Below are 15,351 nucleotides of genomic sequence, written 5' to 3'. Positions count from 1 at the left end.
CCTTCGGCCAAGTCACCCCGAGGTATTTGGGGCGAGAAGAAACACGAAAAGAGGAGCGACGCAGGTGGACCTGCTGCACGCCAATGATCGCACGGGCGAATATCCCGACAGCTGGTATGCCGCCACGACCGAGGCCCTGCCGCCCTTTCCGGCGCTCGAGGGCGAGGCCAGCGCCGATGTCTGCGTGGTGGGCGGCGGCTACACCGGGCTTTCGGCCGCGCTGCACCTGGCCGAGGCGGGGCTTTCGGTGGTGCTGCTCGAGGCGCACCGCGTGGGCTTCGGCGCCTCGGGGCGCAACGGCGGGCAACTGGGGTCGGGCCAGCGGCGCGACCAGCAGGAGCTGGAGGCGATGGTGGGTCGCGACACGGCGCGCCGCTTCTGGGAGCTTGGGCAGGACGCCAAGCAGCTGGTGCGCGATCTCGTGGCGCGGCATGGCATCGACTGCCAACTGAAGGACGGCATCGCCTGGGCCGCGACCTCGGACAACTCGGCGCGGCATCTCGACGACTACGCCGCGCACATGGCCCGGCACTACGACTACCCGCTGGAGAGGTTCGACGCCGAGGGCATGCAGGCGCTCTGCCGCTCGCCCGACTACCGCGGCGGGGTGCTCGACATGGGGGCCGCGCATCTGCATCCGTTGAAGCTTGCCCTGGGACTGGCGCGCGCCGCGCGGGCCGCGGGCGTGCGGATCTTCGAGCGCGCGCTGGTCACCGGCTGGGACGAGGGCACGCCGGCGGTGGTCCGCACCGAAGCGGGCACCGCGCGCGCTGACCACGTGATCCTGGCCACCAACGGCTATCTCGGGCGCCTCGACGACCGCGTGGGCGCCCGCGTCATGCCGATCAACAACTTTGTCGTCGCCACCGAACCGCTGGGCGACCGTGCCGCCGAGGTGCTGACCCGCGACGTGGCGGTCTGCGACGACCGCTTCGTGGTCAACTACTTCCGCCTGTCGCATGACAAGCGGCTGATCTTCGGCGGCGGCGAAAGCTACGGCTACCGCTTTCCCGACGACATCCGCGCCAAGGTCCGCAAGCCGCTGCTGCAGACCTTCCCGCATCTGGCGGACGTCAAGCTCGACTACGCCTGGGGCGGCACGCTGGCCATCACCCGGCAGCGCCTACCGCATCTCGCCCGCGTGGCGCCCAACGTGCTGTCGGCCTCGGGCTATTCGGGGCATGGCGTCGGCAACGCGGTGCAGGCGGGCCGCCTGCTGGCCGAGGCCGTGCGCGGACGTTCGGAAGGGTTCGATACCTTCGCCGCCCTGCCCTCGCCCGCCTTTCCCGGCGGCGCCCGCCTGCGCAGCCCGCTGCTCACCCTCGCGATGAGCTGGTTCTCCCTGCGCGATCGCCTCGGCATCTGAGACATCAAAGACACGGGGCGACCGCGACAGCGGGGCGCAGCGCGCTTCCCGCCATTGTCGCTTGGCTGTCACAGGCGCTTGTTTTACGTTTCTGGAAACCTCGCTTCAGGATTCTGGAAACCATGCTTCCAAACATGCACGATGCCGAGCCCATCCCCGAGGACGCCCGCGCCGAGATCGACCGGCTGCTGCGCTCCGGCGATCTCTTCCGCTACACCGCGCCCGAGGATGCGCCGGTCTCCCTGCTCGAGGCGGAATTTGCGGAGCTTCTGGGCAGCAAGTACGCCCTGGCGGTCTCGAGCTGCTCGGCCGCGCTCTTCCTGTCGCTGAAGGCGCTGGATCTGCCCCGCGACGCGCGCGTGATGATCCCCGGCTTCACCTTCGCGGCGGTGCCTTCCTCGGTGGTGCATGCCGACTGCGTGCCGGTGCTGTGCGAGGTGGGCGACAACTACCGCATCGACATGGGCGATTTCGCCGCCAAGCTGCCGTCCTGCCAGGCGGTGATCATCAGTCACATGCGTGGGCACACCTCGGACATGGACGCCATCATGGCGCTCTGCAACGCCGCCGGCGTGCCGGTGATCGAGGACGCGGCCCACAGCCTCGGGACCACCTGGCACGGGCAGAACATCGGCACCATCGGGCGGATCGGCTGCTTCAGCTTCCAGTCCTACAAGATGATCAACGCCGGCGAAGGCGGCATCCTCGTCACCGACGACGCGGATCTGGTGGCCCGCGCGGTGATCCTCTCAGGCGCCTACGAGCACAACTGGAAGAAGCATCCCGTCCTGCAGGAGAGCTTTGCCAAGTGGCAGAACCGCCTGCCGCTCTACAACCTGCGCATGTCGAACCTCGCCGCCGCCGTCATCCGCCCGCAGCTGCCGCATCTGGCCCGGCGCGTGGCCGACGGGCGCCGCAACCATGACCTTGTCGCTGGGCTCATCACCCGCAGCCCCTGGATCGAGGTGCCGGCGAAACTGCCGCCCGAGGAGCGCGCGCCGGATTCGCTGCAGTTCAACCTCTCGGGCATGTCGGATGACGAGGTCGAGGGGTTTGCCGCCGCCGCCGGGGCCGCAGGCGTCAAGGTGCAGGTCTTCGGGCTGCATGCCGACAACGCGCGGGCCTTCTGGAACTGGCAGTTCCTGCCTGAACTGCCCGAGCTTCCCAAGACCCGCGCCATGCTCATGCGCGCCTGCGACACCCGCCTGCCCGCCCGCCTGACCGAGGAGGAGTGCCGCACCGTCGCAGAGATCCTCACACAGGCCGCCGAACAGGTCATGGGCCCGCTGCGCGCCTACGGCACCTAGGCGCACCGGGGGCGCGATCGGAAACGGCAAGGGCCGCGCCTTACCGGCGCGGCCCTTGCTCAATCCGAAACCGGGGCATCGCGCTCCCCGGGCTCTACTTGCCCATCTTGTTGAGCTTGGCCTGAAGCTCCGCGAGCTGGCGCTTGATCGCGTCGAGGTCTTCCTTGTCGTCGCCTTCGGCGCCCTCCTGCGTCGGCCCCGACCACTGGTTGCCCATCTGGCCGGTCATGGCCTTCAGAAAGGCCTCCTGCTGCGCCTGCACGGCCTCGAAGCCTGGGACCTTGGTCATCGGGTTCACGACGTTCATGCTCTCGACCCACTTGCTCTGGCTGTCGCGCAGCGCCTCGAAGCTGGCGGCCAGGAACTCGGGCACCATGCTGGTGGCCTGCGTCGTGTAGCTGCGCACGAGATCGGTCAGCACGCTGATCGGCAGGACGCTTTCGCCCTTGCTCTCGTGCTCGGCCACGATCTGAAGCAGGTACTGCCGGGTCAGGTCGTCGCCGGACTTGAGGTCGACGATCTTGACCTCGCGGCCATCGCGGATGAAGCCCGCGATATCCTCGAGCGTGACGTAGTCGCTGGTCTCGGTATTATAGAGCCGGCGGCTCGCGTAGCGCTTGATCAGAAGCGGCTTTTCGGTATCTGCCACGGGCTCCCCCTCCCCATAGGGTTCACATCTTTCAAAAAGCTTATGCGAGTGCAGAAGAAAAGAAAAGCCCGCGCTTTCACGCGGGCTTATGAGACGGTTTAAAAGCGGGCACGGGCCTTGGTGAAGGACTCTTCCATGTTGTCCCAAGCCTTCTGGACCCCGGCGCGGACGTCGGTCCACGCCTCGCCACTCTGGGCCTTCAGCTTCTCGACCTGGGCGTTGAGCTCGGCCTTGCGCTCTTCGAGCTCGGCCATCTCCTTCTTGCGCTCGGCCTCGGCCTGCTGGTCGGCCTGCTTTTCCTTGGCCTCGGCCTTCATCTTCTCGATCTCGGCCTGGACCTGCTCGAGGCGTGCTTCGGCCTTCTGTTGAAAGGCGCTCTTGTCGTCACTCATCGCGTGCTCCTTTTCGCGTCGCGATGCGGTCAGGGCGCGGCGGCGTAGACCTCGTCGATCATGGCCTGCGTCCCGCGCACGAATTCCAGCGTGCAGGGATAGGACGCCGGATCGGCCACGGACGCGTTGAACGCCTCGACCTGCCGCACGTATTGGTTCGTGCCGGGAAAACGCCAGCTCTGCGTGTGGCGTTCCTTCTGCAGGATCACTTCGGCCTGACCATAGGAGAGCGCGTTGAAGGGCACCGGCAGCCGGACGACCCCCTCGGTGCCGTGGAACACGACCTGCTGGAAGGGCGAGGCGCGCATCGAGACGTGGCCGGTGTACATGAACGAGGGGAATTTCGCCGTCACATGCGTGGTCGCGTCGATCCCGTGTTCCCAGTCGATCCGCGAACTGAGGATCTCCGAGGGCTCCTCCCCGGTCACGAAGCGCACGCCGCCGAAGGCATAGACCCCGATGTCGCGCAGCGCGCCGCCGCCGCGTTCGGGATCGTTGCGGATGTTGTCGAGGTCGGGATTGTTGAACGCGAAGCTGACGCTGGCATGCTTCAGCTCACCGAGTTCGCCCGCCTGCACGAGCTCGCGCGCCTTGTGCCATTGGGGATGGTGCACGATCATGTAGGCCTCGGCGATCAGCAGCCCGGTCTGATCGCGCAGCGCGATCAGCTCGTCGATCTCGCTTGCTGCCAGTGCGATCGGCTTTTCGCACAGCACATGCTTGCCGGCCTTTGCCGCCTTCTTCGCCCACTCGACGTGAAGATGGTTGGGCAGGGGTATGTAGACCGCGTCGATTCCGGGATCGGCGATCAGCGCGTCGTAGTCCTCGAAGACCCGCAGGCCCGGCGCCATGTCTGAAAAGGCTGCGGCCTTGTCCGCGCTGCGGGTCGCGAGCCCCGCGATCATGCCGCCGCGCGCCATGTGAATGGCCGGGCCCATCTGCTCGCGTGCAAACTTGGCTGCCCCGAGAATACCCCACCGGACCGGATCGCTCATGTCTTTCTCCCATTCTGTTCATGCCGTCTCGCGGCACCGTTTCCTTCTGCGGGCCGCGCGGCACCCTCACCGCCCGGTCGCAATCTGGTCAATCCCGACACCCCAAAGCTCAGATCCGGGGCCCCGGCCAGCGCGCGGCCAGATCGGCCATCAGCCCGCGGTCGGTATCGTCGAGCGGCCCCGAGGCCCAGGGCCGGAACCGCATCCGGAACGCCGCAAGCAGCGCCTCGCCCTGCTCCGCCTCTGCACGATAGCCGAAGCGCCGGGCAGCCGCCTCGAAGTCACCCGCCGCCGCCATCGCGGGCCAGATCGCCAGCCCGCGCCGCGCCAGCCGACGCCAGTCGAAACGCGGTCCCGGATCGATCTTGCGACCCAGCGCGCTGTCCGAATGCCCGATCACGCCGGCGGGCGGAATGCCCCAGCGCGACATGATACCGGCCAGCAGATCCTCCAGCACCGCCATCTGCGGCGCGGCGAAAGGCTGTCCTCCGCCGTTGGCCAGTTCTATCCCGATCGAGCGGGAATTCACGTCCGTTACCTCGCCCCAGGCGCCCGCCCCCGCGTGCCAGGCGCGTGCCTCTTCCTCGACGAGCTGCCAGCAGCGCCCGTTCTCGGCGATCAAGTAATGCGCCGACACGCCGGATGTCTCGGCACACAGCCAGTCGCGCGCGCCCTCGGCGCTGCGCATGGCGGTGTAATGGATCATGACGAGATCGGGCCGCGCGCCATCGCGCCGCGGCCCGAAATTCGGTGACGGATGCCAGTCGGTCGACAGGATCAGCTGCCGCTCACCGCGCGGTAGGGCGTGGGATCCCACTCGCAGGCATAACCGTCGCCGTCCGGGTCCATGCCCTGACGGTCGCGCTCGGGGCCGCCCTCGGCAAGGAAGGCCTCCTGCGCGAGATCGTCCGAGGTGAACTGCCCGCAGGAGCGCTCGTACTTGGTCTGCGCGCGGAACCGCGACCGGCTGTAGAGCTGGGTGCCCACCGGGTTCGAGGTCTGCAGCGCGTACTGCACGATGTTGGGCTCATTCGTGCCCGGCCGCGTCGGGAGCGAGGTCGGGGTGATGACCTGATACTGCGCGCGGTTGCGCTCGATCATCGCCGCGTCATCCTCGATGTCGCGTTCCTCGGAGACCGCCTCGAAGCTGTTCTCTTCCGAGATCCCGGCGGAGTTGCTCACCACCTGCGGAGGCGGGTTCCCCGGTGCGGCATTGACCGGCGGCACACCGGAATTGGCCGCCGCCGCTTCCTCGCGCGCGAGCGCGTCACGCGCCGCATCCACCGCCGCGCTGCCACTGCCGCCGAGGGTCGAGGACTGCACGTCAGAAGGTGCAGGCACCGACTGCGCGTTCGAGGAAAGCTGCGCATCGCGCCGCGCCGCGTAGTCGTCGTAGCTGCCGGGTCCGGTGGGCGCGCAATTGCTCAGCGCAAGCGCCGCAACCCCGAGAAGTAGATACCGCATCGTCTGCCGTGCCTCGTGTCTTATGGCGTCAAGCTACCACCATTTCGACGGCTTCGCCACAAAGCCCGCCGACTGTTCCAGTGCATAGGCGCAGTTCAGCAGGTCGCCTTCCTCCCAAGGACGGCCGATCAGCTGCAGCCCGAGCGGCAGGCCCTGCTTGTCCGTGCCTGCCGGAACGGAAATGCCCGGAAGGCCCGCAAGGTTCACCGTCACGGTGAAAACATCGTTCAGGTACATCTGGACCGGGTCCTCGACCTCCATGCCCAGCGGGAAGGCCGCCGAGGGCGTGGCGGGCGTCAGGATCGCGTCCACGCCCTGCGCGAAGACATCCTCGAAGTCCTTCTTGATCAGCGTCCGGACCTTGCGCGCGCGGTTGTAGTAGGCGTCGTAGAAGCCCGCCGACAGCACGTAGGTGCCGACCATCACGCGGCGCTTCACTTCATCGCCGAAGCCCTCTGCACGGGTCTTCTCGTACATCTCGGTGATGCCGTCGCCCTGCGAAAGCTTGGCGCGGTGGCCGTAGCGCACACCGTCGTAGCGCGCGAGGTTCGAAGACGCCTCCGCCGGCGCGATCACGTAGTAGGCGGGCAGCGCGTACTTGGTATGCGGCAGCGAGATGTCGACCACCTTCGCGCCCGCATCCTCGAGCATCTTGCGCCCCTCGGCCCAGAGCGCGTCGATCTCGTCGGACATGCCGTCCATGCGGTATTCGCGCGGAATGCCGATGGTCTTGCCCTTGATGTCGCCGGTCAGCATGGCCTCGAAGTTGGGCACGGCCAGGTCGGCGCTGGTGCTGTCCTTGGGGTCGTGCCCGCACATGGCCTCGAGCATGATGGCCGCGTCGCGCACGTCCTTGGTCATCGGGCCCGCCTGGTCGAGCGAGCTTGCGAAGGCCACGATGCCCCAGCGCGAACAGCGCCCGTAGGTGGGCTTGATGCCGGTGATGCCGGTGAAGGCCGCGGGCTGGCGGATCGACCCGCCGGTATCCGTGCCCGTGGCGCCAAGGCAGAGATCGGCGGACACCGCCGAGGCAGACCCACCCGAGGACCCGCCGGGCGTCAGCGCCTCGTCGTCGTTGCCGCGCCGCCAGGGGTTCACCGCGTTGCCGTAGCACGAGGTCTCGTTCGAGCTGCCCATGGCGAACTCGTCCATGTTGAGCTTGCCCAGCATGACCGCGCCCGCGCCGAAAAGCTGCGTGGTGACGGTGGATTCGTACTCGGGCTTGAAGCCGCCCAGGATGTTCGAGGCCGCCTGGCTCGGCACGCCCTTGATACAGAACAGGTCCTTGATGCCCAGCGGGATACCGCACATCGACGGCGCGTCGCCGTCCTTGATGCGGCTGTCGGCGACCTCGGCCTGACGCCGCGCGATCTCCGAGGTGTCATGCACGAAGGCATTGAGCTTGCCCGCGCCCTCGATGGCGCTCAGGCAGGCCTCGGTCAGCTCGGCGCTGGTCACGTCGCCCTTGCGGAGCGCGTCGCGCGCCTCGGCGATCTTCAGTTTCGTCAGTTCGCTCATTCGACCACCTTCGGCACCGCAAAGAAGCCCTCGCGCGCATCGGGCGCGTTCGACAGCACGGTCTTGGCCATGCCGCCCTCTGTGACGCCGTCCTCGCGGCGCTTCAGCCGCATCGGCGTCACGCTCGTCATGGGCTCCACACCCTCGACATCGACTTCCTGCAGCTGCTCGATGAAGCCGAGGATATTGTTGAATTCCTGCGCCAGCGCCGGCAGCTCGTCCTCTTCCACCCGGATCCGGGCGAGCTTGGCCACGCGGGCGGCGGTCTCGATGTCGATGGACATGGGAACCCCTTTCCTGCTTGTCCCCGCGCGTCTAGCGCGCGGCGCGCGCCCTCGCAAGCATGTGCCGCCGCCAGACCTCGATCATCCAGCCCAACATCACGGCATTCAGCACGTGCCACAGGAAATGCGTCCCCACCGGCAGCGCCCCGCAGAGCGGCGCGTCGAGCGTCCGCGCCACCAGCGACAGCACCAGCAGCCCCACGCCCATGGCGAGGCCGCGCGCCGTCTGAGGCGCCCTGTGGCGCAGCAGCACGGCATAGATCGCGATCAGCAGCGGCACCGGCGCATAGCCCGCCGACCCGCCAAGCCCCGGCACCAGCCCGAAGACCGGCGTCAGCGCCACGGCGTAGGGCACGAAGAGCACCGTCAGCCCCAGCGAGGCCCAGCGCCCCAGACCCCAGAAATCCCGCTTGGCCGCGAAGATGTAGATCAGGATAAAGACAAGGATCGGCAACACGTCGGCCAGCCCTGCCCAGGGCTGTGCGAAGGTATGGAACAGGAAGGACCCCACCCCGATCGCGAAAAGCACGATGCACAGCCACCGTCCGATGCCGCCCACGCGCGGCCACATGTAGAGCGCGGCAAAGACGAAGGCGAGGTTCGTCAGGGCGTTGACCGGCTCCGCCCAGAACGCGGGTCCCACCCGTTCGCAATACCCGTCAACCGCCGCCGTCCAGTCCATGGCGCCACACTACACGCTCTGTCGGAATTGCCAGCGCGTCGCATGGGCGCAGCGGACCTCCGGGTCTTTGCGGGTGCAGCAAAGATGCTAGCTTGGGTCCCAGAACCAGTTTGAGGGAGTTTCACAATGCAGATCATCTGGCTGGGCCATGGCGCATTCCGGATCGAGATCGAGGACCAGGTGCTGCTGATCGACCCGTGGCTGACCGGCAACCCGGTGCTGCCCGAGGATCAGCACGAGGCCGCGATCGCCGGCGCCACGCAGATGCTCATCACCCACGGCCACGGCGACCACACCGCCGACGCCGTCTCCATCTCGCAGAAGACCGGCGCGCCGGTCTCGGCCATCGTCGAACTCGCCGGCGTGCTGCACAAGCAGGGCGCCATCGAGGGACAGGGCTTCAACAAGGGCGGCACGCTGAAGTTCGGCAATGTCGAGGTCTCCATGGTGCCCGCTTCGCACTCCTCCTCCATGCCGGTCGACGACAAGCTCACCTACATGGGCATGGAGATCGGCTACATCATCCGCGGTGGCGGCCACACGATCTATTTCTCCGGCGACACCGCGATCATGGCCGACATGGAGTGGATCGGCGCCTACTACCGGCCCGACATCGGCATCCTCTCGGCCGGCGGTCACTTCACCATGGACATGGCGCAGGCCGCCTGGGCCTCGAAGCGCTACTTCGACTTCAAGACCGTGATCCCCTGCCATTACAAGACCTTCCCCCTGCTCGAACAGGACGCCCAGCGCCTGAAGGACGGCCTGCCGGGCGTCGACGTGATCGAGCCCGAGGTGATGAAACCCATCACCTTCTGATCCCCCCGGCCGGGCGCCCGCGCGCCCGGCCGCCGATCCCTCAATGGGCAGGCGACAGAGGCCTTTCGCCATGATAGGTTGATATCAACTCATATCGGGAGGCGCGGATGACCGATCAGATCACGGTGCTTGCAGGCACCACAAAGGGACTCTTCCTCCTGCGCGGCAACGAGGGTGGACCATGGCGGGTCGAGGGCCCCCATTGCGACGGCTGGCCCATCAACCACGCCATAGGCGACCCGGCGACAGGCACCCTCTGGGCCGGTGGCGGCGGGGAATGGCAGGGGGCTGGGGTCTTCCGCTCCGAAGACGACGGCGCCACCTGGCACAGGGCCAGCCTCTCCGACGGCCAGATGGCCGAATGGGCCCGCAACGATCCCGGTTTCGCCGCAATGATCGGCTTCGACGCCGAGGCCTCCCCTGCCCCGCACACCGGGCGCGTCGACGCGATCTGGTCGCTCTGCTTCGCCCACGGCACCCTCTGGGCCGGCGGCAAGCCCGGAGCGCTCTTCCGCAGCACCGACATGGGCACCACGTGGGAGCCAGTCGAAAGCCTCATGCAGATGGAGGGCCGCGAGGCCTGGAACCCCGGCGCCGCCGGGCTCACGCTGCACACCATCGTGCCCCACCCGACCGACCCCGGCCGCCTCTGGCTCGCCATCTCGGCGGCGGGCGTCTTCGCCACCGAGGACGGCGGGGAAAGCTGGGACCGTCGCAACCGGCTCTCGAACCTCGGCGCCGCCGGCTGCAGCGACCATCCCGCCGCCCCGCAGGGTGGCGAAACCGGCCACTGCGTGCACAACATGCGCCGCGCCCCGGGCGATACCGACCTTCTCTACCAGCAGAATCACCACGGCGTCTTCCGCTCCGCCGACGGCGGCCGCAGCTGGGAGGACATCACCAGCGGCCTGCCCTCCACCTTCGGCTTTCCCGTGGCCGTGCATCCGTCGAAACCCGACACGCTCTGGACCCTGCCGCTCAACGGCGACATGGCGGGCCGCTTCCCACCCGATGCCGCGGCCGCCGTCTGGCGCTCCCGCGACGGCGGCGACAGCTGGGCCCCCTGCCGCAAGGGCCTGCCGCAGACCGCCTGCTATTTCACCGTGCTGAGGCAGGCCATGGCCGTGGACACCGGCCCGGCGCCGGGCCTCTATTTCGGAACCAACACCGGATCGGTCTTCGCCAGTTTCGACGAGGGCGACAGCTGGACCGAGATCGCCGAACACCTGCCCACGGTGCTGGGTGTCGAAACCCTCCGCCGCACCTGACACGGACGCCACCGGGCGCAACACCAGTGGGAGGACCAGGGAGAGGGAAAGGCAATCCGCACCAAGCCGAGCCCCCGCACAGACCCCCGCCGATGTCGCCCCCTCTCCCCTCGGGGGAGAGGGCCGGGGTGAGGGGTCAGACGCCCCGCGCATCAAAGACCTCCTTCGCCGCGAAAAGCCCGTTCAGCGCCGCCGGAAACCCCGCATAGACCGCCATCTGCATCAGGATCTCGGTGATCTCCTCGCGGCTCAGCCCCACGTTCAGCCCTGCTTCCACATGCACCTTCAGCTGCGCGGGCGCCGTGCCCATGGCGCAAAGCGCGCCGATGGTGGCGATCTCGCGATCGCGCACCGCAAGGCCGGGCCGGGTGTAGATATCCCCGAACGGAAACTCGAGAAGCATCTCCGCGAAATCCGGGGCAATATCGGCCAGCGCCGCCACCACGCGTTCCCCGGCCTCGCCGTCGATCTCCGAAAGGGCCCGGCGCCCCCGCTCCAGCCGTGTGTCGCTCATCGGATCTCTCCCCTCTCGTAACCCTCGATCTTGGCGTCGAGCAGATCCAGCCCCGCCTGCAGCGCCAACAGCCTTTCGCGCACGCGCTCGCGGTGGGTGCGCAGCAGCGCCGCCCGTTCCGGCGCCGTCTCCGGGCCTTTTGCGCGCAGCCGGGCATAGACCAGGCGCTCGCGCACCGGCATGTCCGTGTCCCGCAGCTTCTCAAGGAAGGCGACCCAGCGCAGCGTGTCGTCGCCGTAATCGCGTCGCCCCGATCCGTCGCGCACCGGCAGCGGCATCAGGCCAATGCGTTCGTAATACCGGATCGTATCCGGGCTCAGCCCGCTCTGCGCGGCAAGATCCCCGATCTTCATGGGCGCTCCTTTCCCTCTGTCCCTCGCAGGCTACGAGTTGGAGCGCACTCCGGGTCAAGCCCGGAAAAAGGGCCGGCACCCGCGGCGCCGGCCCGGGCGGGATCACTCGATCCCGAAGACCACCGTCACGGCGGCGCTGACACTGCTTTCGCCGGCCTCGACCGGCATGGATTCCATGGCATCGGCCATGCGCATCATCGGCACCGGCCCGCCGCCGCCACCGCTCTCGCTGATCGACATCACCGGACCAAGCGTGACGCCCGCGGCCTCGGCATAAAGCTCGGCGCGCTCCACGGCGTCCTGCACCGCGTCACGGCGGGCTGCATCCTCGAGCGGCCCGGGCTCGGCAAAACCGAAGCTCAGGCCTTCCAGCCGGTTGGCGCCGCCGGAGACTACCTGCCCAAGCACCTCGCCCAGCGCGTCGAGATCCCGCACGCGGGCCCGCAGCATGTTCGAGGCCTCGAAGGCGATGACCTCACGCTCGTCGTAGGTGCCCGCGCGGTCGGCGTAGACGGGCCGCAGCGTCAGCCCCGTGGTCTGACGGTCCCGCTGCTCGATGCCGAGCGTGCCCAGCAGCTCGATCACCTCGCCGATCCGGGCATTCACCGCGTCTGCGGCGAGCTCCGCACCGGCATTGCGCTCGGTCACGCCAATGGTGATCGTCGCCATGTCCGGCGCCGCCACGGCCTGCCCCTCGCCGGTCACGGTGATGGTACGGGCGGGGGGTTCGCCCTGCGCCGCCACCGGGCCGGCAAGCCCGATCGTGGCGGCAACGAGAATCATCGGTAGAAGGCGCATTCGGTCGCTCCGTTCTGAAAACATGCCGCCACTCTCCGGCCCACCCGGGGAAGGCGCAAGGGAGGGCCCGTAAAATCCCCGTGTCACAAGCGGTTGCACGCCGACGCTCATTTTCATCCGGCCATGCCCCGGCCTCCGGGCAACACAACATTTTCTTTTTCGGGCAGAGAGTTGCCACCGGATTTTGACCCAATCGAAAGGACTCCCATAAGCTTCGCTGAATTGGTAAAAGCACCCCATGACTCCGAGTTTCGCGCTTTCCCTGTCTTCCGAGGGCGTCGCCCTCCTGCGCAGGCAGCCCTCCGGCTGGGCCCTGATCGACGAGGCCGGCTTCGGCGGCGCCGATCCCGATGCGGCCATCTCCGCCCTGCGCACCCGCGCCGAGGATCTCTCGGCCGAGGGCGGCAGGGTGCTGCTGGTCATTCCCGACGACCAGATCCGCTACCTCGATCTCGCCGATCCCGGCGGCGACGCCAACACCCGCGAGGCGGCGATCCGGACCGCCCTCGACGGCGCCACGCCCTACCCGCTCGATCAGCTTGTCTATGACTGGTCGGCCGCGCATGGCCGCATGTTCGCCGCCGCCGTCGCCCGCGAAACCCTGCAGGAGGCCGAGGCCTTCGCGGTCCAGCACGGTTTCGAACCCCTCGGCCACGTCGCCGCCCCCGGCAACGACGTCTTCGCCGGCAGCGTCGATTTCGGCCGCGCAAGCACCTGGACGGGCAAGGCCCCCGAACGCCTTCCCGCCGCCATCCGCGTGATCCCGGCGGACGAGGCCGCCCTGCGCCCCGAACCGCGTCCCCTGCCACCGGCCCCGCCCCCCGAGGCCGAGGCGCCATCGTCCGCATCCGTCGCCATCGTCGAACCGGAACCCGAGCCCACCCCGGCCGAGCCGGCAGCCCCCGACGCCCCCCGGGCCGAGCCGCCTGTGCTCAAGCTGAACCACGAATTCGGCACGCCGGCACCCGGCAAGACGGACGCAGCGCCCGCTCCGGAGCCCACCACTCCGCCGATCACAATCGCGGCCCCGACCTCCGCTGCCCAGCCCCCGTCGCAGCCGAAGGCGGCGAAAGCCGCTCCCTTCGCAAGCGAGCCCGGCGACCTGCCCCCCGATCCCAGGGTCTCGGCACAGAGCCTACGGCGCCGCTTCACCCCGGTGCCGCAACCCGATGCCGCGCTCCGCGACGCCCGCGTGACCGAGGGCCGCATCGGCGATGACGAACTCGCCCCCGACGCCTCCGGCAAGGGTCTCTCCTTCTCCTCCGGCCGCGCCGATACCGCCCCCGAGGACGATGTCCCCGAGGTTCCCACCGCCCTCGGCAAGCTGCGCACCCGCAAGCGCCGTGGCAGCGGCACGCCCGCAGCCGGACCGAAGCCCCGCAAGCAACCCGCCGCCCCCGCGGCGACACCTGCGGCAGCAGCCACCACCCCGGATCCGATCCCGGGGCCCGCTGCCCCCGTCGCACCGCCCCGGCCGACCCCCGCCACCGACAGTGCCACGGCCCTCTCCCGCGAGGAAGAGCTCGAGCGCATGACCCTCTTCGGCGCGCGCGGCCGCGAACACGACCGCCCCGCCGCGCGCCCCACCGGCCTGATCGCCGCTGGCATCGGTCTGCTTGCCCTCGCCGCCATCGCGGGCTGGGCCTCGGTGCGCTTCGACGACCGCATCGCCGCCCTCTTCGGCGGCGGCGACACCAGCGTCGCGGCACTGACGGCACCCGAGAGCGAGACGCCGCCCGAAACCGCCGCCGCGCCCGCACCCGCTGCCCCGGAACCGGAAGAACAGACCGAAACCGCCGCCCTGCCTGAAGCACCCGACGACGCCACCGCCCTCCAGCCGCTCGGTCCCGAGGAAGCCGCCGCCACCTACGCCGCCACCGGCATCTGGCAGCGTGGTCCCAACGGCCCGCTCGAACCCGCGCCGACGCTGCTTGGCGACGTCTACGTGGCCTCCATTGACCCCGAGGTGACCCAGCAGGACGCCGTCGCCCTTCCCGCCACCGACGATCTCGTGCAGGAGGCCGCCCTGCCCGACCCGGGCCTGACGCCACCGCCGGGCATGGTCTTCGACCTCGACGCACGCGGCCTCGTGCGCCCCAGCGCCGAGGGCACCCGCGCGCCCTCCGGCCACAGCGTCTTCACCGGACTGCCGCCCGCCGTGCCACCGGACCGGAACCCCGCCCCGCAGGAGGAAGAGACCACCAGCGAGGAGACACCCGGCGCCGTGCCGGAAGAGGCCCTGCCAGAGATCCGCCCCGAGGCCCGCCCCGACGATATCGTGGAATCGCGCGAACGCGCCCAACTCAGCGGTCTCAGCCGCGACGAGCTCGTCGACATCCGGCCCGTGCGCCGTCCGCCGACCGCCCAGGAAGAGGCCACCGCCGCCAACCCGTCCTCGCCCGCCACCGAACAGGCAGTCACCGCCTCGCTGGTGCCACTCGGCCGGCCCCGCGACATGGCCGCGATCGTCGAACAGGCGGATGCCACGATCACCCAGGCCGCCGCGGCGCCCGCGCCACAGCGGAGCGTCCAGCCGGACATTCCGAGCAACACCAACGTCGCGCGCGAGGCCACGGTCACCAACGCGCTCAACCTCCGCCAGACGAACCTCATCGGCGTCTACGGCACGCCCGAAAACCGCCGCGCGCTCGTCCGCCTGCCCAACGGCAACTACGAGAAGGTCAAGGTCGGCGACCGCATCGACGGCGGCCGCGTCGCCGCCATCGGCGAGGCGCAACTGCGTTACGTGAAGGGCGGCCGCAGCATCACCCTCGACATGCCGCGCGGCTGAGAGGCACCGCCTGCGCCCGACAATCCGGCAGAGGACCGCCCCGGATGGCCTGCGGGCGGCGGCCCCGCATGGCGGGGCTGTACCTCGCCTCCGTCCTGCGCTTAATTGCCCGCGACACGGCAATCCCCCTACCGCGAAGGTGCCAGGCTGA

The 15,351-nt window shown here is 69.1% G+C and carries 16 protein-coding genes; 5 read left to right on the top strand and 11 right to left on the bottom strand.

All coding sequences use genetic code 11. The features are described from left to right. Positions 1–64: 64 nt before the first annotated feature. Together C8N44_RS06385 and C8N44_RS06380 are read left to right on the top strand one after the other, a co-directional pair. Positions 65–1,366: an NAD(P)/FAD-dependent oxidoreductase gene (locus C8N44_RS06385; RefSeq protein WP_107975347.1), complete on the top strand. Its 1,302-nt coding sequence runs from the start codon at positions 65–67 to the stop codon at positions 1,364–1,366. A gap of 122 nt (positions 1,367–1,488) precedes the next feature. Next, complete coding sequence (locus tag C8N44_RS06380) at positions 1,489–2,673, top strand: DegT/DnrJ/EryC1/StrS family aminotransferase (RefSeq protein WP_107975346.1); 1,185 nt, start codon at positions 1,489–1,491, stop codon at positions 2,671–2,673. Between the two features lie 94 nt (positions 2,674–2,767). Here C8N44_RS06380 and phaR read toward each other — a convergent pair whose 3' ends face one another. The 8 genes from phaR to C8N44_RS06340 form a co-directional block, all read right to left on the bottom strand. Then, the gene (gene phaR / locus C8N44_RS06375; protein WP_107975345.1) at positions 2,768–3,322 is read right to left on the bottom strand and encodes a polyhydroxyalkanoate synthesis repressor PhaR; all 555 of its coding nucleotides are present in this window, start codon (positions 3,320–3,322) and stop codon (positions 2,768–2,770) included. 98 nt (positions 3,323–3,420) lie between these two features. Next, positions 3,421–3,714, bottom strand: a complete 294-nt coding sequence (locus C8N44_RS06370) for a sll1863 family stress response protein (protein ID WP_107975344.1) — start codon at positions 3,712–3,714, stop codon at positions 3,421–3,423. A gap of 29 nt (positions 3,715–3,743) precedes the next feature. Continuing rightward, positions 3,744–4,709 (bottom strand): Gfo/Idh/MocA family protein, encoded by a 966-nt coding sequence (locus C8N44_RS06365; RefSeq protein WP_107975343.1) that lies wholly within the window; start codon positions 4,707–4,709, stop codon positions 3,744–3,746. A gap of 109 nt (positions 4,710–4,818) precedes the next feature. After that, positions 4,819–5,484, bottom strand: coding sequence for an N-acetylmuramoyl-L-alanine amidase (locus C8N44_RS06360; protein ID WP_280514073.1), 666 nt, complete (start codon positions 5,482–5,484; stop codon positions 4,819–4,821). A gap of 2 nt (positions 5,485–5,486) precedes the next feature. Next, on the bottom strand, positions 5,487–6,173 hold the full coding sequence (locus tag C8N44_RS06355; RefSeq protein ID WP_107975342.1) for an excalibur calcium-binding domain-containing protein: 687 nt from the start codon (positions 6,171–6,173) through the stop codon (positions 5,487–5,489). A gap of 33 nt (positions 6,174–6,206) precedes the next feature. After that, the gene (gene gatA / locus C8N44_RS06350) at positions 6,207–7,691 is read right to left on the bottom strand and encodes an Asp-tRNA(Asn)/Glu-tRNA(Gln) amidotransferase subunit GatA (protein ID WP_107975341.1); all 1,485 of its coding nucleotides are present in this window, start codon (positions 7,689–7,691) and stop codon (positions 6,207–6,209) included. Then, the gene (gene gatC, locus C8N44_RS06345) at positions 7,688–7,975 is read right to left on the bottom strand and encodes an Asp-tRNA(Asn)/Glu-tRNA(Gln) amidotransferase subunit GatC (RefSeq protein ID WP_107975340.1); all 288 of its coding nucleotides are present in this window, start codon (positions 7,973–7,975) and stop codon (positions 7,688–7,690) included. The genes gatA and gatC overlap by 4 nt, the downstream gene beginning before the upstream one ends. A 31-nt stretch (positions 7,976–8,006) precedes the next feature. Further along, positions 8,007–8,657 (bottom strand): ceramidase domain-containing protein, encoded by a 651-nt coding sequence (locus C8N44_RS06340; protein WP_107975339.1) that lies wholly within the window; start codon positions 8,655–8,657, stop codon positions 8,007–8,009. Positions 8,658–8,783: 126 nt separating this feature from the next. Between C8N44_RS06340 and C8N44_RS06335 the strand changes: the two genes are divergently transcribed. Both C8N44_RS06335 and C8N44_RS06330 read left to right on the top strand, forming a co-directional pair. After that, a complete protein-coding gene (locus C8N44_RS06335) occupies positions 8,784–9,476 on the top strand; it encodes a metal-dependent hydrolase (RefSeq protein WP_107975338.1) in 693 nt (230 codons plus the stop codon). 107 nt (positions 9,477–9,583) lie between these two features. Continuing rightward, positions 9,584–10,744, top strand: coding sequence for a beta propeller repeat protein (locus C8N44_RS06330; RefSeq protein WP_107975337.1), 1,161 nt, complete (start codon positions 9,584–9,586; stop codon positions 10,742–10,744). A gap of 136 nt (positions 10,745–10,880) precedes the next feature. On the opposite strand, the gene C8N44_RS06325 is transcribed toward C8N44_RS06330, so the two are convergent. The 3 genes from C8N44_RS06325 to C8N44_RS23320 all read right to left on the bottom strand — a co-directional run bounded on the left by C8N44_RS06325 (position 10,881) and on the right by C8N44_RS23320 (position 12,409). Next, the gene (locus C8N44_RS06325; RefSeq protein WP_107975336.1) at positions 10,881–11,258 is read right to left on the bottom strand and encodes a carboxymuconolactone decarboxylase family protein; all 378 of its coding nucleotides are present in this window, start codon (positions 11,256–11,258) and stop codon (positions 10,881–10,883) included. Then, a complete protein-coding gene (locus C8N44_RS06320) occupies positions 11,255–11,611 on the bottom strand; it encodes a MerR family transcriptional regulator (RefSeq protein ID WP_107975335.1) in 357 nt (118 codons plus the stop codon). The genes C8N44_RS06325 and C8N44_RS06320 overlap by 4 nt, the downstream gene beginning before the upstream one ends. A gap of 102 nt (positions 11,612–11,713) precedes the next feature. After that, positions 11,714–12,409: an SIMPL domain-containing protein gene (locus C8N44_RS23320; RefSeq protein ID WP_158274012.1), complete on the bottom strand. Its 696-nt coding sequence runs from the start codon at positions 12,407–12,409 to the stop codon at positions 11,714–11,716. 238 nt (positions 12,410–12,647) lie between these two features. Between C8N44_RS23320 and C8N44_RS06310 the strand changes: the two genes are divergently transcribed. Beyond that, entirely contained in the window at positions 12,648–15,200 is a 2,553-nt protein-coding gene (locus C8N44_RS06310) for a hypothetical protein (RefSeq protein ID WP_158274011.1), read from the top strand. Positions 15,201–15,351 lie beyond the last annotated feature (151 nt).

This window comes from Allosediminivita pacifica (assembly GCF_003054175.1).
Taxonomy (GTDB): Bacteria; Pseudomonadota; Alphaproteobacteria; order Rhodobacterales; family Rhodobacteraceae; genus Allosediminivita; species Allosediminivita pacifica.
The sequence above is the reverse complement of the archived record's forward strand: the minus strand, read 5'-3'. Positions and strand labels throughout refer to the sequence as shown.